General features: G+C 64.1%; 18 protein-coding genes. 6 read left to right on the top strand and 12 right to left on the bottom strand.

Going from position 1 to position 21,922, the window contains the following annotated elements:
* Positions 1 to 82 precede the first annotated feature (82 nt).
* From fabA to JQ632_RS25120, 5 genes are all read left to right on the top strand, one after another.
* On the top strand, positions 83 to 604 hold the full coding sequence (fabA, locus tag JQ632_RS25140) for a bifunctional 3-hydroxydecanoyl-ACP dehydratase/trans-2-decenoyl-ACP isomerase (protein WP_212405276.1): 522 nt from the start codon (positions 83 to 85) through the stop codon (positions 602 to 604).
* Between the two features lie 48 nt (positions 605 to 652).
* Complete coding sequence (fabB, locus tag JQ632_RS25135) at positions 653 to 1,876, top strand: beta-ketoacyl-ACP synthase I (protein WP_212405275.1); 1,224 nt, start codon at positions 653 to 655, stop codon at positions 1,874 to 1,876.
* 132 nt (positions 1,877 to 2,008) lie between these two features.
* Positions 2,009 to 2,806 (top strand): enoyl-ACP reductase FabI, encoded by a 798-nt coding sequence (gene fabI / locus JQ632_RS25130; protein ID WP_212405274.1) that lies wholly within the window; start codon positions 2,009 to 2,011, stop codon positions 2,804 to 2,806.
* A 97-nt stretch (positions 2,807 to 2,903) separates the two neighbouring features.
* On the top strand, positions 2,904 to 4,943 hold the full coding sequence (locus JQ632_RS25125) for an autotransporter outer membrane beta-barrel domain-containing protein (RefSeq protein ID WP_212405273.1): 2,040 nt from the start codon (positions 2,904 to 2,906) through the stop codon (positions 4,941 to 4,943).
* 312 nt (positions 4,944 to 5,255) lie between these two features.
* Positions 5,256 to 5,879 (top strand): flavodoxin family protein, encoded by a 624-nt coding sequence (locus tag JQ632_RS25120; protein WP_212405272.1) that lies wholly within the window; start codon positions 5,256 to 5,258, stop codon positions 5,877 to 5,879.
* A gap of 35 nt (positions 5,880 to 5,914) precedes the next feature.
* Here JQ632_RS25120 and JQ632_RS25115 read toward each other — a convergent pair whose 3' ends face one another.
* From JQ632_RS25115 to JQ632_RS25100, 4 genes are all read right to left on the bottom strand, one after another.
* Positions 5,915 to 6,511, bottom strand: coding sequence for a glutathione S-transferase family protein (locus JQ632_RS25115; RefSeq protein WP_212405271.1), 597 nt, complete (start codon positions 6,509 to 6,511; stop codon positions 5,915 to 5,917).
* Between the two features lie 147 nt (positions 6,512 to 6,658).
* Positions 6,659 to 7,510, bottom strand: coding sequence for a hypothetical protein (locus JQ632_RS25110; protein ID WP_249152512.1), 852 nt, complete (start codon positions 7,508 to 7,510; stop codon positions 6,659 to 6,661).
* Positions 7,511 to 7,583: 73 nt separating this feature from the next.
* Positions 7,584 to 8,039, bottom strand: a complete 456-nt coding sequence (locus tag JQ632_RS25105; protein WP_212405270.1) for a GNAT family N-acetyltransferase — start codon at positions 8,037 to 8,039, stop codon at positions 7,584 to 7,586.
* A 15-nt stretch (positions 8,040 to 8,054) separates the two neighbouring features.
* Positions 8,055 to 8,993, bottom strand: coding sequence for a LysR substrate-binding domain-containing protein (locus JQ632_RS25100; RefSeq protein WP_212405269.1), 939 nt, complete (start codon positions 8,991 to 8,993; stop codon positions 8,055 to 8,057).
* Between the two features lie 115 nt (positions 8,994 to 9,108).
* Here JQ632_RS25100 and katG point away from each other — a divergent pair, with 115 nt between their 5' ends.
* Complete coding sequence (gene katG / locus JQ632_RS25095; protein ID WP_212405268.1) at positions 9,109 to 11,268, top strand: catalase/peroxidase HPI; 2,160 nt, start codon at positions 9,109 to 9,111, stop codon at positions 11,266 to 11,268.
* 210 nt (positions 11,269 to 11,478) lie between these two features.
* Here katG and pnp read toward each other — a convergent pair whose 3' ends face one another.
* The 8 genes from pnp to rimP form a co-directional block, all read right to left on the bottom strand.
* Positions 11,479 to 13,635 (bottom strand): polyribonucleotide nucleotidyltransferase, encoded by a 2,157-nt coding sequence (gene pnp / locus JQ632_RS25090; protein WP_212405267.1) that lies wholly within the window; start codon positions 13,633 to 13,635, stop codon positions 11,479 to 11,481.
* Between the two features lie 382 nt (positions 13,636 to 14,017).
* On the bottom strand, positions 14,018 to 14,287 hold the full coding sequence (gene rpsO, locus JQ632_RS25085; protein WP_008540131.1) for a 30S ribosomal protein S15: 270 nt from the start codon (positions 14,285 to 14,287) through the stop codon (positions 14,018 to 14,020).
* Between the two features lie 2 nt (positions 14,288 to 14,289).
* Positions 14,290 to 15,408, bottom strand: a complete 1,119-nt coding sequence (truB, locus tag JQ632_RS25080) for a tRNA pseudouridine(55) synthase TruB (RefSeq protein WP_212405266.1) — start codon at positions 15,406 to 15,408, stop codon at positions 14,290 to 14,292.
* A complete protein-coding gene (rbfA, locus tag JQ632_RS25075; RefSeq protein ID WP_212405296.1) occupies positions 15,405 to 15,848 on the bottom strand; it encodes a 30S ribosome-binding factor RbfA in 444 nt (147 codons plus the stop codon). Before rbfA ends, truB begins: the two co-directional genes overlap by 4 nt.
* A gap of 157 nt (positions 15,849 to 16,005) precedes the next feature.
* Positions 16,006 to 18,669, bottom strand: a complete 2,664-nt coding sequence (gene infB / locus JQ632_RS25070; protein ID WP_212405265.1) for a translation initiation factor IF-2 — start codon at positions 18,667 to 18,669, stop codon at positions 16,006 to 16,008.
* Positions 18,670 to 18,752: 83 nt separating this feature from the next.
* Entirely contained in the window at positions 18,753 to 19,436 is a 684-nt protein-coding gene (locus JQ632_RS25065) for an RNA-binding protein (protein ID WP_212405264.1), read from the bottom strand.
* A 23-nt stretch (positions 19,437 to 19,459) separates the two neighbouring features.
* A complete protein-coding gene (gene nusA / locus JQ632_RS25060) occupies positions 19,460 to 21,070 on the bottom strand; it encodes a transcription termination factor NusA (RefSeq protein ID WP_212405263.1) in 1,611 nt (536 codons plus the stop codon).
* Between the two features lie 2 nt (positions 21,071 to 21,072).
* The gene (gene rimP, locus JQ632_RS25055) at positions 21,073 to 21,828 is read right to left on the bottom strand and encodes a ribosome maturation factor RimP (RefSeq protein WP_212405262.1); all 756 of its coding nucleotides are present in this window, start codon (positions 21,826 to 21,828) and stop codon (positions 21,073 to 21,075) included.
* Between the last annotated feature and the right edge of the window lie 94 nt (positions 21,829 to 21,922).

Below are 21,922 nucleotides of genomic sequence, written 5' to 3'. Positions count from 1 at the left end.
GGCGAGTGGCGCGCAATCCCTTACCAAACGGGGGCCAATTTCGCCAAAATACGCCCGATCGGGATTTGAATAGAGGCTACTGATGCTCAACCGGCGTAACGGTTACGAATACGAGGATTTGCTGGCTTGTGCCCGCGGCGAGATGTTCGGCCCGGGCAATGCCCAGTTGCCGTTGCCGCCGATGCTGATGTTCGATCGCATCACGGAAATTTCCGAGACCGGCGGCGAATACGGCAAGGGCCTGGTGCGCGCCGAGCTCGATGTGAAGCCGGACCTCTGGTTCTTCGGCTGCCATTTCAAGAACGACCCCGTCATGCCCGGCTGTCTCGGCCTGGACGCGCTGTGGCAGATGGTTGGATTCTACCTCGGCTGGATCGGCGGCGAGGGCCGCGGCCGCGCGCTGGGGTTGAGCGAATTGAAGTTCGGCGGCCAGGTGCTGCCCGAGGCCCGCAAGGTTGTGTACAACGTCGACATCAAGCGCGTGATGCGCTCGAAGCTGGTGTTGGGTATCGCCGACGGGTGGCTTTCGGTTGATGACGCTATTATCTATCGCGCCAAGGACCTGAAGGTCGGCCTGTTCAAGCAGGGTACGTCGCTGGGCTAACGACAAGCGCGATCACGTGAAGAAGACAACGATTAGGGCGAGGCGGTCATGAGGCGGGTTGTGGTCACCGGAATGGGCATCGTCTCGTCCATCGGAAACAACACCCAGGAAGTGCTTGCGAGCCTTCACGAGGCGAAGTCAGGCATCTCGCGGGCGGAGAAATATGCCGAGCTCGGCTTCCGGTCGCAGGTGCAGGGTGCGCCGTCGATCGATCCGGCGACGGTTGTCGACCGGCGCGCGATGCGCTTCCTCGGACAAGGCGCGGCGTGGAATCACATCGCGATGGAGCAGGCGATCCAGGATTCCGGTCTCGGACCCGACGAAGTCTCCAACATCCGCACCGGCATCATCATGGGCTCGGGCGGACCGTCGGCGCGGACCATCGTGGAATCCGCCGATATCACCCGCACCAAGGGACCGAAGCGCGTCGGACCGTTCGCGGTGCCGAAGGCGATGTCGTCCACGGCGTCGGCGACGCTGGCGACCTGGTTCAAGATCAAGGGCGTCAACTATTCGATCTCGTCGGCTTGCGCCACGTCGAACCATTGCGTCGGCAACGCGTACGAGACCATCCAGATCGGCAAGCAGGACGTGATCTTCGCCGGCGGTTGCGAGGAGCTCGATTGGTCGCTGTCGGTGCTGTTCGACGCCATGGGCGCGATGTCCTCGAAATACAACGATACGCCCGCGACCGCGTCGCGGCCTTACGACGTCAACCGCGACGGTTTTGTCATTGCCGGCGGTGCTGGCGTGCTGGTGCTGGAAGAGCTCGAGCATGCCAAGGCGCGCGGCGCGCGCATCTACGGCGAGATCGTCGGCTATGGCGCGACGTCTGACGGCTACGACATGGTCGCCCCTTCGGGCGAGGGCGCCGAGCGCTGCATGCGCATGGCGCTGTCGACCGTGAAGACAAAGGTCGACTACATCAATCCGCACGCCACCTCGACGCCGGCCGGCGATCCGCCGGAGATCGAGGCGCTGCGCAAGGTGTTCGGCACCGGCGAAAAGTGCCCGCCGATTTCGGCGACCAAGGCGCTCACGGGACATTCGCTGGGCGCGACCGGCGTGCAGGAGGCGATCTATTCGCTCCTGATGATGAACAACGGCTTCATCTGCGAGAGCGCGCACATCCAGGAGCTCGACCCCGTGTTCGCCGACATGCCGATCGTGCGCAAGCGGATCGACAACGTCAAAATCGGCACCGTGCTGTCGAACTCCTTCGGCTTCGGCGGCACCAATGCCACGCTGGTGTTCAGCCGGCTGGATGCGTGATCTCAGATTCTGTCATGCCCCGCGAAAGCCGGGCATCCAGTACGCCGCGGCTTCTCCGTATCCGTCACCGTCTCTGCAATACTGGATCGCCCGATCAGGTCGGGCGATGACCTCGGAATAATAGGAACCACGATGCAAGGTTTGATGAAGGGCAAGCGCGGTCTGATCATGGGCATCGCCAATGATCATTCGATTGCCTGGGGCATGGCGAAGACGTTGCACGCCCACGGCGCCGAGCTCGCCTTCACCTTCCAGGGCGACGCCCAGGGCAAGCGCGTCAAGCCGCTGGCGGAGCAGCTCGGCGTGGAGCTGGTGCTGCCCTGCGACGTCGAGGACATCGCCAGCGTCGATGCCACCTTCGCGGCGCTGCGCGCGAAATGGGGCCAGCTCGATTTCGTGATCCATGCGATCGGTTTTGCCGACAAGAACGAGCTGAAGGGCCGCTACGCCGACACCAGCCGCGAGAACTTTTCGCGCACGATGGTCATTTCCTGCTTCTCCTTCACGGAGGTCGCCAAGCGCGCGGCCGAGATGATGCCGGCCGGCGGCGCCATGATCACGCTGACCTATGGTGCCTCTCAGCGCTCGATGCCGAACTACAACGTGATGGGCGTCGCCAAGGCGGCGCTGGAGGCATCTGTGCGCTATCTCGCCACCGATTTCGGACCGAAAGGCATCCGTGTGAATGCGATCTCGGCGGGTCCGGTGCGGACGCTCGCCGGCTCCGGCATCGGCGAGGCGCGCGCGATGTTCGCCTTCCAGCAGAAGCATTCGCCGCTCGGCCGCGGCGTCACGCTCGATGAGCTCGGCGGCTCGGCGCTGTATCTGTTGTCTGATCTTTCGGGCGGCGTGACCGGTGAGATCCACTATGTCGATTCCGGCTACAACATCGTGCTGCAGCCGAAGCCGGAAAATCTGAAGGCGGATTGAGGCCTCCTGCGTCCCGACCTCGCCGCCTCCCACAAATATGGGGCGGACTCCGGTACGATTTTCTGCTTCCTGACCCAGGCTGCGCGCGATGGCTTCCATGGCGTGGCGTCTGCGCTATGCGATCGGAGCTTTGGGGGCGATCTTGCCGATGGGACATGCGACGCTTCGTGCCGGGGCCCTGGCCTGTGCGGCCTGCGCCGTCGCGGTCGGCGGCACTTCGCCTGTCCTGGCTCAATCGGCGATCTGGGACCCGACGCTTTCAAATACCCACTGGTACGTGCCGACCGCGCAATTGCTGGCCTATGCGTCGCCGAAGAGCGGCTTTTCAAACCCAATTCCGATCGGCGATCAGACCTTGTGGTCGATCGGCACGGCGACGAATGGATCATTCACCGGGACGAGCGTGGCGCAGCTCAAGTTGGGGCCGGCACTTCTGACCGACACGTCGACGTTCCAGGGTTTTGTGACGACGGCCGGACAGATCACCATGCTGTTCACGCCGACATCGGGCGGCGCCGTGACCGTCGGCCTCGGCCACATGCGATCCATCAACGGCGTCACCGAGATGGAAATGCAGATGATCACCGGCGACAGCCTCCTGGTGACGCATTGGGCCTACATGCTGCCCTACGATCCCGCCACCTTCACGCCGCCGGCCGCGCAACCGGTCCCGGCCAATTCGGTGCCGCAATGGGCGTGGACCTCGGGCACGCCGTGGCGGATCGTCAGCCCCGCCATGTTCGGCACGTCGACGCCCGGACGCTTCGTCATCACGAACTACCAGAACGGCTACTTCTGGGGCGCCGGCATCGCGCCCGCGGGAAGCGGCGGCGGCACCTTCACCTTGCTCGGCTCGGTGACGCCAGAAGGCAACGTTCTCTTCAACACGCTGTCGCGTGGTACGCTGACGAGCCTCTATGGCGCGGCGAGCGGCGATGCATCCGGTTCGCAGATGCTGGTCTCGACCTACGACCTGACGGGCAATCCGACGGGCGGATTGGCGACCATGTCGCTGATCCAGCCCTATGCGCAGACGCTGCTCGCCCAGAACAACAGGGTCGGTCTCGGCGCCGCGGCTGAGCTTTATCTGATGTCGACGACGTCGCTCGGGTGGAGCGGCTCGATGGCTTCGGGATTCCTGGCCCTCGACAATCTCGCCGGCCAAAACCTCTCGACCGCGATCAATCAGACCCTGCCGGTTTTCACCGGCGCCGCATCCCAGGCGACCTATGCGACCCAGCGCGTGCTGCGAGAGGCCGTGGCCGGTCGCATCGACGACATCAGCGGCCTAAATCCCGGCGTCGCGCCGGAGCGACACTTTTGGATGAAGCCCCTCGGCGGGGTCGTCAGTCAAAGCGGTCTCGACGGCGTGCCCGGCTACAACGCCTCCGGCGGTGGCATTGCCGCCGGCGTCGACGCGACGGTATCGCCGCGCGCAATGCTTGGCGGCATGTTTGCCTATTCGCATCAAAGCATCACGGGCAGCGACGATGCCATTCCCCAGCGCCTGGCGATCGATTCCTACCAGATCGGACTCTATGGCACCTACGCGCTCGCTCGTGACCTTCTGCTCGATGGCCAGCTCGACGGTGCACTTAATGACAATGGCGAAAGCCGCTCGTTGACCTTCATCGGCAACACCGCCACGGCACGCTATCGCTCCTACACCGGCCACGCCGGCGCGGCGATCAGGAAGCAGATTCCGGTTACGGCCAATCTCACACTCACGCCATCGCTGCGGCTGGACTATGGCGAGGTGCGCTCCGCCGCCTATCAGGAAAGCGGCGCCGGCGGGTTCAGCCTCAACGTCGATTCGCAGGTCTATCGCGAACTGACGGTGACGGCGGGAGTGAAAAGCCTCTATCGGCTCGCCAAGCAGGTCTATCTCACGGCGGACGCCGGCGTCGGATACAACACGCTGAATCAGGGATTGCAGATCAATTCGGCGTTTTCAGGTGGCGGCAGCAGCTTTGTCACCAGCGGGCTTGGCCTGTCGCCGTGGATCTACTCGGCCAATCTCGGCCTTGTCGCAGCCGCCAGCGACAAGGTCGATGTCGGCGTCAGATATGGCGTGCAGGCGACATCCTCCGGTCTCCTGCAGCAATCCGGCTTTGCCGTCTTCAAGGTGAAGCTCTGAGAGCCGGCCAGCCGGCGGCGCTTCAACGTCGCCTTCCCAGGGTAAAGCGGAAGTCGCCACGCTCAGCCGTCATCGACGGCTTGTGACCCAATTGAAACAGCAACATCCTAGGTTAAGACTATTTCGGCTCTGCCTGGGCTCGCCGGCTCTAAGCATGCTGCCTCGCAGCAATGCCGCAACTTGCCGGCATGTCGGCACCGACGCGATGTTCCATTGAGACGTTCAGTGCAAAGCGCTCTCCTCAGGTTCGTGAAACAGGCGTAGTTTTTTGTGCCGTGGAAAGTCGTGGCGCCAGCCGACGGGAGGGAAGTCATGGATAAGCGAAGTTTCCTTAAGGAAGCGGGAGCGGCATCGTTGGCCGCCAGTGTTCTTCTCGCCAGCAAATCGAGTCAGGCGCAAGCGCCTGCCAGTCAAGTGAAGGTGTTGATCGCATACCACTCGGTAACTGGGAACACCGAAAAGATGGCCCAAGGTGTTTCAGACGGTGCCAAGTCGGTTGCGGACACGACCGTTGACTTGAAACGAGTGAACGATGTGGCGACAGAGGACTTGCTGTCAGCCGACGCCGTAATCGTTGGCTCCCCAGTCTACTTTGGAAACGTGTCAGGCGAGGTCAAGGCGTTTCTTGACAATTGGTTTCTGAAGTTCGGCGTGTTCCGAGATGCCAAGATGCGGAACAAGGTGGCTGGCGCATTTGTAACGGGCGCAGCCATCTCTAACGGTAAAGAAACGGCCATGCAGGCCATTCATGCTGCGCTGCTGATGAATCAAATGGTGATAGTTAGCGCCGGAGGCGCATTCGGCGCATACGGCGCAAGTGCAACAACCGGACCTGATTCCCCTGGAATCGATGACAAGAAACTAGAGGCCGCCCGTGCTCTCGGCAAACGAGTCGCAGAGTTTGCAGCCGTCATTCAGCGCGGTTCAAGGGCCTAGCCTAAATTTGCCAGGCTCGAATCGAGGATCATGCATTAGCCCGCGGCGATCTTCTCCGCGCGCTGGAACGCGGGCCGCGCCATGCAGCGCGCGATATAGGCGTCAAAGCTTGGACGCGACGGCACCATCTTGAACAGCCGCACGGCAAAATTCAGCCCTGAGCCGATCGTGATGTCGGCGGCGGAAAATTCCTCGCCCAGAATCCATGGTCCCTTGGCGAGGGCCGCGTCGAGTACGTCGAAGACCTGCGTGGCGCTGCCCCATGCAGCCGTCGAGGTCGGCACCTCGATCTTGGTGAAGATCTGGATGATGGCGGGCTCGATGCAAGTCGGCGAGAAGAACAGCCATTGCAGATAGCGCGCGCGGCGCGGATCGGTCAGATCTGGCGCAAGCTTTGTCTCCGGATAGCGGTCGGCGATATAGGCGCAGATCGCAGCCGCTTCGCCGAGCGCGGCGTCGCCGTCGGAGAGCGCCGGCACCTTGCCCATCGGATTGATCTTGAGATAGTCAGGCGCCTTCTGCGCGCCGGTCGAGATATCAGTCAGCACGCGCTCATAGGGCAGCCCGCTCTCCTCCATCAGCCAGATCGTCGAGAACGAACGCGAGCGTGGCGACCAGTAGAGCTTGATCATGGGGCGGGACCTTTCATCGGCGTGAGACGAGCAGGGTGCCATTCATTGCGTGTCTGCTTCGAATTCGCAACGCACTACGCCTAGGCGAACGGCGTGTTCCGCGAGCGACATCTTGGTCAACTCGAACAGTCTTGCGAATCGAGTTCGTCACTCTCCCTTGAGATAACCGGGCAGCCCGCGGTCGAGCCTGTCGGTCACGAGCGCCCGCGTCTTTTCCCGCAAGACCGCGCTACTCGAGGCGGCCGCAGGCGGGTCGGGGAACTGCGAATTGTCGAGCTTGTTGAGCGGATCCTCGGTCAATCGCATGCTTGCGGCCAGGTTCATGCCGAAGTTCACGAACGGGCGCTTGATCTGCTCATAGGTTTGGCCGTCGATCAGGGTGATCGAGATATTGGCGAACAAATGCGAATGACGGAGGATCGATCCGACGCCCTGATTGTACGCGCCGATGCCGTTCAGCACCATTTTGGATCCCGGCAACTCCCCCTTGAAAGTGGTCGCGACGAGGTAGCGTTCGCAATTCGCAGTTGGTGTGATGCTTTTGACGATTGTTGGCAGGCGCTCGCTGGGATCGGGAATGAACAGAGATTTCGGATTGTAGAAGGGCGCGAAGGCTCCTTTGGGATAAGCGATCCTGCGGACACCGGGGTCGCCACCCGCTGCCGCGCGCACCCGCGCGAACACGAGATCGTCGAGACCCCAGTCGATGGGGACCTCGGTCGCTTCGTTCTCGAAGATCGTGACCCCGAACTTCTGGACGGAATAGCGCTCGCCGATCACCGAGATCACGCCGAGTCTGCAAGGGCCGCTTTCGGCCGCCGCCGGTTTGCTTGCCGCAGGCTTGTTCGCCGCAGGTTTGGCCTTGGGCGCCTGCTTCTTCGCAGCAGGCTTGGCCGGCTCTGTGGCCGTGGATGCCGATGGTGTGGAGGGTGACTGAGCCCAGCCCGCCGTCGCAAGACATGATGCGAGGACGGCGGTGACGGCGAAACTGCGCAGCATGGCTCGGGAGTGAAAGTTGACGAGGCGGGAGCTGCAAACTAGAGCGTGCAGGCAGTCTCCGCAAGCGGAGGATTTACGATGCCTTCTTCCACCGATAGCACTTCATCATGAAGCCGGTCGCCGTCGCGACCTCCTCCTTCTCGAACACAAAACCCTCGCGCTCGTACCAGCGCCAGGCTTTTTCGTTCTCACGCACGCAGCGCAGATAGATTTCGTCGGGCAGTTGGGTTCGGGTGAACGCCAGCAATTGCCGGCCGAGCGAGCGGCCCTGACAGGCGGGGGCGACGAAGAGCTGGTCGAGATAACGTTGTGGCAGATGCAGCGCCAGCATGGCCGCGATCGTGCCATCGTCGTCGGCGACGAACAGGCTCCAGCCGTCCTCGATCTCGCGCCTGATACGCGCGCGAAGATTGGCGAGCAGGAAATTGCTGGCCTCGGCAAGTCCGGTCGAGACCCAGCTCTCCATCCACACGCGCGCGATCTCGTCATATTCGTCCGGGCGCGCGGGACGGATCAGGGCAGACGACATGATGGCTCCTGAAGCCTAGGCGCGCTGCTTGCGCGCAGGTGAAAGGGGCGCGTGTCGCGCGCGCACCTTGCCAGCCGACAGGCACACCACCTCGGAGATCTGCAGGAGTTGCCGAGCCAGCGGGCTGGTCTTGCGCCAGACCATGCCGATGGTTCGCGAAGGCTGAGGATCTCTGAAGCGCGCAACCGACACCGTGGCCGAGCGCGTCTCCACCGGCACAGCCATTTCCGGAATCAGGGTCACGCCGATGCCGGCGCTGACCATCTGGACCAGGGTCGACAGCGAGTTCGCGTCGAGCATCTCCCGTGGCGGCGAGGTCTGCATGTTGCAGAACGACAGCGCCTGGTCGCGGAAGCAGTGCCCTTCCTCCAGGAGCAGCAGCCGCATCTCGCGCAGCATTTCCCTGGATGGCACCGGCGTTCCCTCGTCCGTGCCCGGCCGCACCAGCAGAAAATTCTCCTCGAACAGGGCGACCTCGGTCAGCGATGCCTCGGACACCGGCAGCGCGAGGATCGCGGTGTCGAGCCGGCCTTCGGCAAGCTCCTGGATCAGTTTTGGCGTCATCGTCTCGCGCACGCGAATGTCGAGCTCGGGATGCAGGCGCGTGAGATTCTTGGTGATCTTGGGCAGCAGATAGGGTGCGATCGTCGGGATCATGCCGATGCGCAGGCGCCCCGTGAACCGGTCGCGCGAGGCACGCGCGAAATCGCCGAGCTCGTCGACCGAGCGCAAAATGTCTCGGACGCGCTGGGCGAGTTCCTCGCCGAACCGGGTCAGCGTCACCTGTCGCGCGCTGCGCTCCAGCAGCAACCCGCCGAGGGTTTCTTCCATTTCCTTGATCTGCATCGACATCGCCGGCTGCGAGATCGAGCAGGCCTCCGCCGCGCGGCCGAAATGGCCGTGACGCGCCAGCGCATCGAAATAGCGGAGCTGGCGCAGCGTCAGGTTTATCATCAGAAAATCCTATCGCAGCGATCACTAAAGTCAACTTTACCTGATAGACAGGCGATGCTTAGAGTGGTTCTACCTGGTGCAGGGCGGAGTACTCACGCCACCAGAGGAGGTATTCATGGACGACAAGACGAAATGCCCGTTTTCGGGCGGAAAACCCGCGCCCTCGAACCGAGAGTGGTGGCCGACCCAGCTCAGCATCGAGATGCTGCATAAGAACTCCGGTCTGTCCGATCCGATGGGCAAGGACTTTGACTATGCCAAGGAGTTCAAGGCCCTCGACCTGAACGCGGTGGTCAAGGATTTGACGGCGCTGATGACGGATTCGCAGGAATGGTGGCCCGCCGACTTCGGTCACTATGGCGGCCTCATGATCCGCATGGCCTGGCACAGCGCGGGCACTTACCGCATCACCGACGGTCGCGGTGGTGCCGGTGCCGGCCAGCAGCGTTTCGCGCCGCTCAATAGCTGGCCCGACAACGCCAATCTCGACAAGGCCCGCCGCCTGCTCTGGCCGATCAAGCAGAAGTACGGCCGCAAGCTGTCCTGGGCCGATCTGATGGTGCTCGCCGGCAACGTCGCGCTGGAGTCGATGGGCTTCAAGACGTTCGGCTTTGCCGGCGGCCGTGCCGATGTGTGGGAGCCGGAAGAACTGTACTGGGGTCCCGAAGGCACCTGGCTCGGCGACGAGCGCTACAGCGGCGAGCGCCAGCTCGCAGAACCGCTCGGCGCCGTGCAGATGGGCCTCATCTACGTCAACCCGGAAGGCCCGAACGGCAAGCCCGATCCTCTCGCCGCCGCCAAGGACATCCGCGAAACCTTCTTCCGCATGGCGATGAACGACGAAGAGACCGTCGCGCTGATCGCCGGCGGTCACTCCTTTGGCAAGACGCACGGTGCTGGCGATCCGTCGCTGGTCGGACCGGAGCCGGAAGCCGGCGCGCTCGAGGACCAGGGTCTGGGCTGGAAGAGCGCGCATGCTTCGGGCCTGGCGGGTGATTCCATCACCAGCGGCCTCGAGGTGACATGGACCACGACACCGACGAAGTGGAGCAACAACTTCTTCGAGAACCTGTTCAAGTACGAATGGGAGCTGACGAAGAGCCCGGGTGGTGCGCAGCAATGGACGGCGAAGGGTGCCGACGCGGTCATCCCCGATGCCTTCGACAAATCTAAGAAGCATCGGCCGACGATGCTGACGACCGACCTCTCGCTGCGCTTCGATCCCGCCTACGAGAAGATCTCGCGGCGCTTCTATGAGCATCCGGATCAGTTCGCGGACGCGTTTGCCCGCGCCTGGTTCAAGCTCACCCATCGCGACATGGGCCCGATTCAGCGCTATCTCGGCCCGCTGGTGCCGAAGGAGACGCTGATCTGGCAGGATCCGATTCCCGCCGTCAATCATGAGGTGGCGAGCGAGCAGGATATCGCGTCGCTGAAGACGAAGATCCTGGCGTCGGGCCTCTCGGTCTCCGAGCTGGTCTCCGCCGCCTGGGCATCGGCCTCGACCTTCCGCGGCTCCGACAAGCGCGGCGGCGCCAATGGCGCGCGCATTCGCCTGGCTCCGCAGAAGGACTGGGAGGTGAACCAGCCGGCCCAGTTGTCGAAGGTGCTCGGCAAGCTCGAAGCCATCCAGAAGGACTATCAGTCCGGCGGCAAGAAAGTCTCGCTCGCCGACCTGATCGTTCTCGGCGGCACCGCCGCGGTCGAGAAGGCCGCCAAGGACGCCGGTGTCGACGTGAAGGTCTCCTTCACGCCGGGTCGCATGGATGCGTCGCAGGAGCAGACGGATGTCGCCTCCTTTGCGCCGCTGGAGCCGCGCGCCGATGGCTTCCGCAACTATGTCAGCAAGAAGCAGCAGTTCATGCAGGTCGAAGAGGCCCTCGTGGACCGTGCGCAATTGCTGCGGCTCACCGGACCCGAGCTGACCGTCCTGGTCGGCGGCCTGCGCGTGCTCGGTGCCAACGCGGGCGGCTCGAAGGCTGGCGTCTTCACCGCGAAGGTGGGAACGCTGAGCAACGACTACTTCGTCAACCTGCTCGACATGGGTACGGCATGGGCGCCGGCCGGTGCCGACGGCGTGTACGAGGGCCGTGACCGCAAGACCAACGCGGTGAAGTGGACCGCCACGCGTGCCGACCTGATCTTCGGCTCGCACTCGCAGCTCCGCGCCTTCGCCGAGGTCTATGCCTCGTCGGATGCGAAGGAAAAGTTCGCCAAGGACTTTGCCAAGGCCTGGACCAAGGTGATGAACCTCGACCGCTTCGACATCGCCTGAGGTCTTTCTTCACCTCTCCCGCTTGCGGGAGAGGTCGGTGCGAAGCACCGGGTGAGGGCTCTCTCCTCATCGGGGTTCTCGCCCAGAGGAGAAACCCTCTCCCCAACTCTCTCCCGCAAGCGGGAGAGGGAGCAGAGCTCCCCCGGAGCAGACACAAACAAAAAGGGCGGCCGAGAGGCCGCCCTTCGTGTTTCGGTATTGCGGAGAGGCTTACTCGCCGGCCGCTTCGCGCGGCGCCTGTTCGCCGGCCTTGTCCTTGGCCTCGAGGTCCTCGCCGGTGGTCTGGTCGACCACCTTCATCGACAGCCGCGTCTTGCCGCGGTCGTCGAAGCCGAGCAGCTTGACCTTGACCTTGTCGCCTTCCTTGACGACGTCGGAGGTCTTCTGCACGCGGTTGGCCGCGAGCTGGCTGATGTGGACGAGGCCGTCCTTGGAGCCGAAGAAGTTCACGAACGCGCCGAACTCCATCACCTTGACGACGGTGCCGTCGTAGATCTGGCCGACTTCCGGCTCGGACGCGATCGACTTGATCCACTTGATCGCGGCCTTCATCGCCTCGCCGTCGCTGGAGGCGACCTTCACGGTGCCGTCGTCCTCGATGTTGACCTTGGCGCCGGTCTTCTCGACGATCTCGCGGATCACCTTGCCGCCGGTGCCGATCACTTCGCGGATCTTGTCGGTCGGGATCTTGAAGGTCTCGATGCGCGGCGCGTATTCGCCGAGCTCGGCGCGCGCAACGGTCAGCGCCTTCGACATCTCGCCGAGGATGTGGATGCGACCTTCCTTGGCCTGGCCAAGGGCAACCCGCATGATCTCCTCGGTGATGCCCTCGATCTTGATGTCCATCTGGAGCGAGGTGATGCCCTGATCGGTGCCGGCGACCTTGAAGTCCATGTCGCCGAGATGATCTTCATCACCCAGGATGTCCGACAGCACCGCGTAGCGCTTGTCCTCGAGGATCAGGCCCATCGCGATACCCGCGGTCGGCCGCTTCAACGGCACGCCGGCGTCCATCAGCGCGAGCGAGGCGCCGCAGACCGACGCCATCGACGAGGAGCCGTTGGACTCGGTGATCTCGGAGACCACGCGGATCGTGTACGGGAACTCGTGATGCGGCGGCAGCACCGGGTGGATCGCGCGCCAGGCGAGCTTGCCGTGGCCGGTCTCGCGGCGCTTGGTGCCGCCGAGGCGGCCGGTCTCACCGACCGAGTAGGGCGGGAAGTTGTAGTGCAGCAGGAACGTCTCCTTGTACGTTCCCGACAGCGCGTCGATATACTGCTCGTCCTCGCCGGTGCCGAGCGTGGTCACGACCATCGCCTGGGTCTCGCCGCGGGTGAACAGCGCCGAGCCGTGGGCGCGCGGCAGGATGCCGACTTCGGCGAGGATGTTGCGCACGGTCTTGACGTCACGGCCGTCGATGCGCTTGCCGGTGTCGAGGATGTTCCAGCGAACGATCTTCGCTTCGAGCTCCTTGAACACGGCGCCGATGCGCAGCTTGTCGTATTTCGGCTCCTGCCCTTCGGGGAAGTAGTGGGCGATCACCTTTTCCTTGACCTTGCCGACCGCAGCGTAGCGATCCTGCTTGACCGGAATGGCGTAGGCGGAGCGCAGCTCCTGCTCGACGAGGCCGAGCATTTCCTTCTCGAGCGCGGCGTTGTCGATCACGGTGACTTCGCGCGGCTCCTTGGCGGCCTTCTCGGCGAGCTCGATGATCGCGTTGATGACCGGCTGGAAGTGGCGGTGACCGAACATCACCGCGCCGAGCATGATGTCTTCGTTCAGCTCCTTGGCTTCCGATTCCACCATCAGCACGGCGTCGGCGGTGCCGGCGACGACGAGGTCGAGCTGGGTGTCGACCATCTCGTCGAGCGTCGGGTTGAGGATGAACTCGTCATTGGCGAAGCCGACGCGCGCTGCGCCGATCGGGCCTTTGAACGGAGCGCCCGACAGCGTCAGCGCAGCCGACGAGGCCACCAGCGCCACGATATCGGGATCGTTCTCCATGTCGTGCGAGAGCACGGTGACAATGACCTGGGTCTCGTTGCGCCAGCCGTCGACGAACAGCGGACGGATCGGGCGGTCGATCAGGCGGGAGACCAGCGTCTCCTTCTCGGTCGGACGGCCCTCGCGCTTGAAATAGCCGCCGGGAATGCGGCCCGCGGCGTAGGTCTTTTCCTGGTAGTCGACGGTCAGCGGCAGGAAGTCCACGCCTTCGCGCGGCGCCTTCGCGGCCACCACGGTGGCGAGCACCACGGTCTCGCCGTAGGTCGCGACGACGGCGCCGTCGGCCTGGCGGGCGATCTTGCCAGTTTCAAGCTTGAGAGGGCGTCCGCCCCAGTCGATCTCGACTGAATGCTTATTGAACATAGATGTCTTCTTTCATGGGTTCTCGAAAGAAGGACGGCTCGAAAAACAAAAACCATGCGCAAGATTGCGGGACGCTGATCGGAGCGAATGATCAGCGTCCGGCGATCCTGCCATGGTTTTCGGATTTCGGATGGCGTCCATCCTTTCGGGTCATACGGGCACCTTGCCCGTTGCGCCCAGCGGCCGGATTGCTGCTGGACTGTCAGTCGGCATGAACCTTGTTTGCGAGGGCCATACTGCGGCCTTCCGGTTCATGCCCCGGGTGCGGGTCATTAGTGGCCCGCACACGAATTGCGCACAGCCTCGATCAAAAACCTTCAAAAAAAGTGCTTTCGTTCGAAACCACGTGCAAAAACGCGCGCCACCGGCGCGCGCAAGCAACTTAGCGACGAATGTTGTGCTTCTCGAGCAGAGCCTTGTACCGCGCCTCGTCCTTCTTCTTCAGGTAGTCGAGGAGCGAGCGGCGCGTCGACACCAGCTTCAGGAGGCCGCGACGCGAATGGTTATCCTTCACGTGGGTCTTGAAATGGTTCGTGAGGTTGTTGATGCGTTCCGAAAGGATCGCGACCTGGACCTCGGGCGAACCGGTGTCACCGGCTTTGGTGGCATTCGTCTTGATGACTTCCGCTTTGCGTTCGGCGGCAATCGACATCGTCAATTTCTCTCGTTGCGACCGGGGCTGGCAGTCAGGCCGGTCAGGTTGAACACACGCTTGGGGATGATTTCGCCATTGCCAACTTCAGCAAGCGCGAGAAGTCGGCCTGCCACCGTGACATAGACTGTGCCGCTACAATTGGGCGCATCCCGTCCGCGCAACAAAACGGCTTGGCCCCTGTGGAGCCTTGCCGCATCTGCCCGAGTGACGGCCAGTGCCGGGATGTCGTCCAGCGCGGTCTCAACGGGCAAAAGCGCGTCGGCGAGGCTGCCCTCGCCGGACGCGGCTCTATGGCACAAAGCCTCCAACTGATCCAGCGGAATCATGTCGTTTTCGCCGAATGGGCCGACCAAAGTCCGGCGCAGCGCGCAGATATGGCCGTAGCAGCCCAGAATCCGGCCCATATCGCGGGCGATGGCCCGGACATAGGTTCCCTTGCCGCATTCGGCCTCGAATACGGCTCGATCATTATCCGGTTGATCTACAAGGGACAAATGGTGAATCTCGACCGGGCGCGGGGCCAGTTCCACGACCTCGCCGTCGCGCGCCAGATCATAGGCCCGCTCGCCCTGGACCTTGATCGCCGAATAGCGCGGCGGCACCTGCTCGATCACCCCGGTGAAGCGGGGCAGCAGCGCCTCGATCGCCTCTTTGGTCGGGCGCTGGTCGGAGGTCGCGACCGGGCGGCCCTCGATGTCGTCGGTATCGCGTTCCTCGCCCCAGCACACCGTGAAGCGGTAGCGCTTGCGGCCGTCCATCACGAAGGGAACCGTCTTGGTGGCTTCTCCAAGTGCAATGGGCAGGCCGCCGGAGGCGAGCGGATCGAGCGTGCCGGCGTGTCCCGCGCGCTTGGCCTGGAACAGGCGCTTGGCGACCGCGACGGCCTGCGTCGAGGTCATGCCGATCGGCTTGTCGAGGATGACCCAGCCGTGGACGTCGCGGCGGTCGCGGCGCGGCTGCTGATTGTTCTTCTGCTGCTTGGCGCGCGGATCGTTGTTGACGCGGCGGTCCTGCTGAGGCGCATTGTCGCTGCGCATCTCGCCAAAATTATTTTGCTGCACATCGCGCGAATCGGGTTCTTCGGCGCCGATCGTGCCGTGGGCCGGGTCCATGATCATTGTTCTTCTTCCCGATCTGAATCCAGATCTCTATCCAGGTCTCTATCCAGGTCTCTCTGCACCGCAGGCGTTCGCAATAATTTCTCGATCCGTTCCGCTTCGTCGAATCGCTCGTCGACGCGGAAGCGAATGTCAGGTGCAAATTTCAGGTTAACGCGCCGCGCGACTTCGCCGCGCAGGAACTTCTTGTTGCGCTCGAGCGCGGCAATCACACGCTCGGTGTCGCGGCCGCCGAGTGGCATCACGTAGATGGTGGCGAGCTTCAGGTCCGGCGACATCCGTACCTCCGGCACGGTGATGATGTGACCTTCAAGGTCCGCATCATGCACACTGCCTTGCGCCAGAATATCGGCTATCGCGTGGCGAACCTGCTCGCCGACGCGCAACTGACGTTGCGAGCCGCCGGGCGCGGAACCCTTTTTCTGATGGTGGCGGGGCATTGTCCTGGAAATCACCTCGTCGTGCCCGCGTTGGGACACGAGCATTGTCATTTGTCCTGTTGAAACGAATGAGACGTCGATGGCCGGAATAATTCCGGCCATCGCGATCTCGCAATTTCAGTTCAAAAAGATCCGTGCGCTTCGGTAAGGCTTGGACTTACAGGGAGCGCTGGATCGTCTCCACGCGATAACACTCGATGACGTCACCGGCACGCATGTCGTGATAGTTCTCGAAGGCCATGCCGCATTCCTGGCCGGACTGCACTTCCTTCACTTCGTCCTTGAAGCGCTTCAGCGTCGACAGCTTGCCTTCGTGCACGACGACGTTGTCGCGGATCAGGCGCACATTGGCGCCGCGTTCCACGGTTCCGTCGGTGACGCGGCAACCGGCGACCTTGCCGACCTTGGAGATGTTGAAGATCTCCAAAATCTCGGCATTGCCCAGCATGGTTTCGCGCAAGGTCGGCGCGAGCAGGCCGCTCATCGCCTTCTTCACGTCGTCCACGAGGTCGTAGATGATGTTGTAGTAGCGGATCTCGATGCCGTTGCGCTTGGCGGCCGCGGCGGCTTCCTTGTTCGCGCGAACGCTGAAGCCGATGATCGCGGCGTTAAAGCCTTCCGCGAGCGTCACGTCGGATTCCGAGATGCCGCCGACGCCTGCATGCAGAATGCGGGCTGCGACCTCGTCGGTGCCGAGCTTCTCCAGCGAGCCGAGGATCGCTTCCAGCGAGCCCTGCACGTCGGCCTTGACGATCAGCGGGAACTCCTTGCGGCCCGCCGTCTTCAACTGCGACATCATCTGCTCGAGCGAGCCGCGCATGCCGGAGATCGAGGCTGCCGCGTTCTCGCGCTTCTGGTGCGCGCGGTAGCTCGTGACCTGACGGGCGCGGGCTTCGTTCTCGACGACCGCGAGACGATCGCCGGCTTCCGGCGGACCGTTGAAGCCGAGCACCTCGACAGGCACCGAGGGACCAGCCTCCTGCACCGTCTCGCCCTGATCCGAGATCAGCGCGCGGACGCGGCCCATTTCGGCGCCGGCGACGATGATGTCGCCGACCCGCAGCGTGCCGCGCTGGACCAGCACGGTCGCGACCGGGCCACGGCCGCGATCGAGCTTGGCTTCGATGACGGTACCTTCGGCCGGACGCTCCGAATTGGTCTTCAGGTCGAGGATTTCGGCCTGCAGCGCGATCATCTCGAGCAACTTGTCGAGATTGGTCTTGTTCTTGGCGGAGACTTCGACGTCGACGACTTCACCGCCAAAGGATTCGACCTGAACCTCGTGCTGCAGCAGCTCGGTGCGCACGCGCTCCGGCTTGGCGTCGGGCTTGTCGATCTTGTTGATGGCAACGATGATCGGCACCCGTGCCGCCTTGGCGTGGTTGATGGCTTCGACCGTCTGCGGCATCACGCCGTCGTCGGCCGCGACCACCAGCACGACGATGTCGGTGACCTTGGCGCCGCGGGCGCGCATCGCGGTGAACGCGGCGTGGCCGGGCGTATCGATGAAGGTGATCTTCTTGCCGCTTTCCGGCGACAGCACCTGATAGGCGCCGATATGCTGGGTGATGCCACCGGCTTCGCCCGAGACGACGTTGGCGTGACGGAGCGCGTCGAGCAGCGAGGTCTTGCCGTGGTCGACGTGGCCCATCACGGTCACGACAGGCGAACGCGGCTCGGTGTCGGTGGAATCGTCGACCTGGTCGAACAGACCCTCTTCGACGTCCGACGCGGCGACGCGCTTGACAGTGTGGCCGAGCTCTTCGGCGATGAGCTGCGCGGTGTCGGCGTCGATCACGTCGGTGATCTTGTGCATCGCGCCCTGCTTCATCAGCATGCGGATGACGTCGACCGCGCGCTCGGACATGCGGTTGGCGAGTTCCTGGATGGTGATCGCTTCCGGGATCGTCACTTCGCGGATGAGTTTTTCCTTCGGCTCGTTGGAGGCGTGGCCCTTCAGGCGCTGGGTGCGGCGGCGGAACGAGGCAATCGAGCGCTCGCGGACGTCGTCGGCGTTGAGCGCCGTCACCACGGTGAGGCGGCCGCGCTGCTTCTGCGGGCCGGGCTTGTGCGTGGTCTTCGGGGCGGCGACGGGACGCATGGCCCCGCCCGGACCGCGGCGGATCTGGCGCGGACCCTCGTCGTCCTCGGGCTCGGCAGCAACCGCTGGCGCACGCGTGGTGGTTGCCGCTGCGGGCCGGGCCGTCGTGGTTGCCGGCCGTGAAGTCGTCGTTGCCGGACCGGCGCCGGGCGCACGCGCCGCGGGCGCGCGGGCGGCCTGTTGCGGCTGCTCGCCGTCGCCGAAGCGCCTCTTGGCCTCGATCTCGGCCTTGCGCTTGGCCTCGTCCTCGTGGCGATGACGCTCATCCTCGGCCTTGCGGCGGGCCTCGGCCGCCTCGCGCTCGGCGCGCTCGGCGGCTTCGCGGACGGCGCGGCGCTGAGCTTCCTCTTCGGCCTGCCGGCGCTCTTCGACCTCGCGCACCCGTTCATCGGCCAGCGCGCTGGCGCGTGCCGAGCGTTCATCCTCGGTCAGCGTGCGCAGCACGACGCCGGTATTGGTATTGCGGGGCGGCGCCGCGGGACGCGGAGCAGCAGCCGGCGGCGGCGCCGGCCTGGCGGGAGCCTTGGCGACTTCCGGCGCCTGCGGCTCGGGTCCGCCGCCCTCGATCCGGCGCTTGCCGCGCTTCTCGACCACGACCTGCTTGCTGCGGCCATGGCTGAAGCTCTGGCGCACGGTGCCCGTTTCGACGCGCGGCTTGAGCGTCAGCGTCTTGCTCGGGACGCTCAGCTTCTTGTCGCCAGGGGTCTTGGTATCAACCATTCAGCAGTCCTAATCCTGATCTCGTTAGTGGGGTGCGTTGCCGCACCGTCATGTCGGTCGTCGCTCTCAAGAAGAGCTGGTCTTCAGAAATCCTGGCCGTGTGTTTCGGCAGTCTTGTCATCGTCCGCCAGCCGGTATCGGACCAGCATCTGGCTACGTGACAGGAATGTCCTGCTCGCCGGGCCCGCGAGCAGCGCAGCATGTATCACATTTGACCGGGTGAGTGCCAAATCCAATTCTGCCGATTTCAATGCGGTAACGACGGGAATTTGCGCCTTGCGGCCGCGATTCCCGTCATTTTGCCGCGCAGTTGCGTCCAATTTACGGATTCCGTCTTCGGCCCCGTCACTGGCGTGGATCAGGACCTCGGCCGTTCCGTCCTTCAGGGCGCCTTCGACCTTGCCAAAACCGGCCACGACCTGGCCGGCCTTGGCGGCAATGGCGAGCGCCTCAGTCACGCTCCGGACCAGGAGCGCTTCGATATCAGAGGGGAGCGTGGGCGGGGTGCGAAGGTCGCGCTTGAAGGCCTTGCTGAAGTGGTGACGGCGCACGGCTTCCGCAACCACTTTCCGCGAGGCGGATATCCACATTCCCCGGCCGGGCAGCTTGCGTTTCAGGTCGGGAACAATGTCGCCTGCCGGCGAAACGACGAAGCGGATCAGCTCGTCGACCGGGCGCACCTCGCGGCTGACGGCGCACATGCGCATGGTCGCGGACTTTCCGGTCCGCGGTCCATGGTCGAGTTCGCTGTCAGCGCTGGCGAGCATCCGGGCGACATCTCCTGCAGCCCTTAAGCCGGCTGCTGTTCGTCAGCCTCTGCCTCTTCGCCGGGCTTGGCGAGGTCGGCCTCGGTGATCCAGCCGGCCTTGACGCGGGCCTGCATGATCATCGCTTCGGCATCGTCACGGGTGATGTCGATACCGTCGAGCGCACCCGCGAATTTGGTGGCCTCGCCGCCTTCCTTGCGCTCGGTCCAGCCGACCAGGTCGTCGGTGGCGCAGCCGGCGAGGTCGTCGACCGACTTGATGTCGTTCTCGCCGAACTTGACCAGCATCTTCGAGGTCACGCCCGGCACGTCCTTGAGCGCGTCCTCGACGCCCAGCTCCTTGCGGCGGGCCTCGAGCTCGGCCTCCTGCTGCTCCAGATATTCGCGGGCGCGATTCTGCAGCTCCTGCGCCGTCTCCTCGTCAAACCCCTCGATGCCGGCGAGCTCCTTCGCATCCACCATCGCGAGCTCCTCGACCATGGTGAAGCCTTCGGACGCCAGCAACTGGCCGACCACTTCGTCGACATTGAGCGATTCCATGAACACGCGGGTGGCGTTCTCGAAGCCGGCCTGGCGGCGCTCCGATTCCTCCTGCTCGGTCAGGATGTCGATGTCCCAGCCGGTGAGCTGCGAGGCGAGGCGGACGTTCTGGCCGCGGCGGCCGATCGCCAGCGAGAGCTGGTTGTTGGTATCGGGCACCACGACCTCGATACGCTCGCGGTCCTCGTCGATGACGACCTTGGAGACTTCGGCGGGCGCCAGCGCGTTGACCACGAAGGTCGCGATATCGGGCGACCAGGGAATGATGTCGATCTTCTCGCCCTGCAATTCGTTCACCACGGCCTGCACGCGCGAGCCGCGCATACCGACGCAGGCGCCGACCGGATCCACCGAGGAATCGCGGGAAATCACGCCGATTTTCGCGCGCGAGCCGGGATCGCGGGCGACGGCCTTGATCTCGACGATGCCGTCATAGATCTCCGGCACTTCCTGCGCGAACAGCTTAGCCATGAATTGCGGATGGGTGCGCGACAGGAAGATCTGCGGACCGCGGGTCTCGCGGCGGACGTCGAAGATGTAGGCGCGGACGCGGTCGCCGTTGCGGAACACCTCGCGCGGCAGCATCTCGTCGCGGCGGATGATGGCTTCGCCGCGGCCGAGATCGACGATCACGCTGCCATATTCGACGCGCTTGACGACGCCGTTGACGATATCGCCGATGCGATCCTTGAATTCCTGGTACTGCCTGTCACGCTCGGCCTCGCGCACCTTCTGCACGATCACCTGCTTGGCCGACTGCGCGGCGATGCGGCCATATTCCAGCGGCGGCAGCGTGTCGGCGATGGTGTCGCCGACCTGGGCGCCGGGATTGGCGCGCTGCGCATCGACCAGCGAAATCTGGTTGGAATGATTTTCGACCTTCTCGACGACGAGCATGTGGCGCGACAGCCGCAGCTCGCCCTTCTTCGGGTCGATCTCGGCATGAACGTCAGTCTCGCTGCCGTAACGGGCCCGCGCCGCCTTGGCGATCGCGTCCTCCATCGCGGCGATGACGATGCCGCGGTCGATCGATTTCTCGCGTGCGACGGCGTCGGCGATCTGCAGCAGTTCAAGTCGATTGGCGCTGACTGCCATGGCTAGTCTCCTTCGTCAGGCTCGATCTCGCCGCGCCGCGCGCGTTCGGCGGCAAGGCGATGTTTCTTTGTATTGGTCGGTGCCGGCTTCTTTTTCGGCTTGGTGTTCTTGGTCGTCTTCTCGCTGATCTTGGCATGCGGCGGAGCCGGAGGCTCCAGTCCGAGATCCCTGCGCAGCTCGCGCGCCTCGGCCTTGCCGCGACGCATGGAGGCCGCGATCAACTCATCGGTCAGCACCAGCCGGGCCTCGGCGATGTCTTCCATCGTCAAGAGAACGTCGGCCGCGTCGCCGGCCTTGACGTCGTCGCGCGCGATCCGCACGCGGTCGCCTTCGACCCTGCCGATCGTACCACGAAAGCGCTTCCGCCCTTCATGGGCGACCGCCATTTCGACCTTCACGAGATGGCCCTGATGACGCTCGAAATCGGAACGGCGTACCAGCGGCCTGTCGATTCCGGGTGAGGATATTTCCAGCCGATAGGCACGGTCGATGGGGTCGGCGACGTCGAGGACCGGCGACAGCGCCCGCGAGATGGCCTCGCAGTCCTCGAGCTGCATCGAGCCGTCCGGGCGCTCCGCCATGATCTGGACCGTGCAGCCGGCTTCCCCGGAGACGCGGATCCGCACCAGCCGGTAGCCCATGCCCTGGAGCACGGGGGCCGCGATCGCGGACACCCGCGCCGCGACGCCGGGCTCGACCACGAGCCGGGGCTCGGCCAGCAGATCGGCATCGGTGGAACCAGGGTTCGGTTCGGTCATATCCAGGGTCAAAGACGCTCGATGGTTAACGCTTGGTTGACGGCTCGGCTTCGGAACTCACGGATCGGTTCCCGTGGCCGCCCGAGCGCGTCTG

It is taken from the genome of Bradyrhizobium liaoningense, assembly GCF_018130955.1.
Classification (GTDB): Bacteria; Pseudomonadota; Alphaproteobacteria; order Rhizobiales; family Xanthobacteraceae; genus Bradyrhizobium; species Bradyrhizobium liaoningense_C.
This window is presented reverse-complemented; position numbering and strand designations above follow the sequence as displayed.

Bases quoted from the DNA above. Each gene is read 5' to 3' on its own strand.
- pnp (WP_212405267.1), bottom strand. From the start codon at position 13,635: ATGTTCAATAAGCATTCAGTCGAGATCGACTGGGGCGGACGCCCTCTC.
- katG (WP_212405268.1), top strand. From the start codon at position 9,109: ATGGACGACAAGACGAAATGCCCGTTTTCGGGCGGAAAACCCGCGCCC.
- rimP (WP_212405262.1), bottom strand. From the start codon at position 21,828: ATGACCGAACCGAACCCTGGTTCCACCGATGCCGATCTGCTGGCCGAG.
- rpsO (WP_008540131.1), bottom strand. From the start codon at position 14,287: ATGTCGATTGCCGCCGAACGCAAAGCGGAAGTCATCAAGACGAATGCC.
- JQ632_RS25110 (WP_249152512.1), bottom strand. From the start codon at position 7,510: ATGCTGCGCAGTTTCGCCGTCACCGCCGTCCTCGCATCATGTCTTGCG.
- fabA (WP_212405276.1), top strand. From the start codon at position 83: ATGCTCAACCGGCGTAACGGTTACGAATACGAGGATTTGCTGGCTTGT.
- JQ632_RS25065 (WP_212405264.1), bottom strand. From the start codon at position 19,436: ATGCTCGCCAGCGCTGACAGCGAACTCGACCATGGACCGCGGACCGGA.
- JQ632_RS25105 (WP_212405270.1), bottom strand. From the start codon at position 8,039: ATGTCGTCTGCCCTGATCCGTCCCGCGCGCCCGGACGAATATGACGAG.
- infB (WP_212405265.1), bottom strand. From the start codon at position 18,669: ATGGTTGATACCAAGACCCCTGGCGACAAGAAGCTGAGCGTCCCGAGC.
- rbfA (WP_212405296.1), bottom strand. From the start codon at position 15,848: ATGCCCCGCCACCATCAGAAAAAGGGTTCCGCGCCCGGCGGCTCGCAA.
- fabB (WP_212405275.1), top strand. From the start codon at position 653: ATGAGGCGGGTTGTGGTCACCGGAATGGGCATCGTCTCGTCCATCGGA.
- JQ632_RS25125 (WP_212405273.1), top strand. From the start codon at position 2,904: ATGGCGTGGCGTCTGCGCTATGCGATCGGAGCTTTGGGGGCGATCTTG.
- truB (WP_212405266.1), bottom strand. From the start codon at position 15,408: ATGATCATGGACCCGGCCCACGGCACGATCGGCGCCGAAGAACCCGAT.
- JQ632_RS25100 (WP_212405269.1), bottom strand. From the start codon at position 8,993: ATGATAAACCTGACGCTGCGCCAGCTCCGCTATTTCGATGCGCTGGCG.
- fabI (WP_212405274.1), top strand. From the start codon at position 2,009: ATGCAAGGTTTGATGAAGGGCAAGCGCGGTCTGATCATGGGCATCGCC.
- nusA (WP_212405263.1), bottom strand. From the start codon at position 21,070: ATGGCAGTCAGCGCCAATCGACTTGAACTGCTGCAGATCGCCGACGCC.
- JQ632_RS25120 (WP_212405272.1), top strand. From the start codon at position 5,256: ATGGATAAGCGAAGTTTCCTTAAGGAAGCGGGAGCGGCATCGTTGGCC.
- JQ632_RS25115 (WP_212405271.1), bottom strand. From the start codon at position 6,511: ATGATCAAGCTCTACTGGTCGCCACGCTCGCGTTCGTTCTCGACGATC.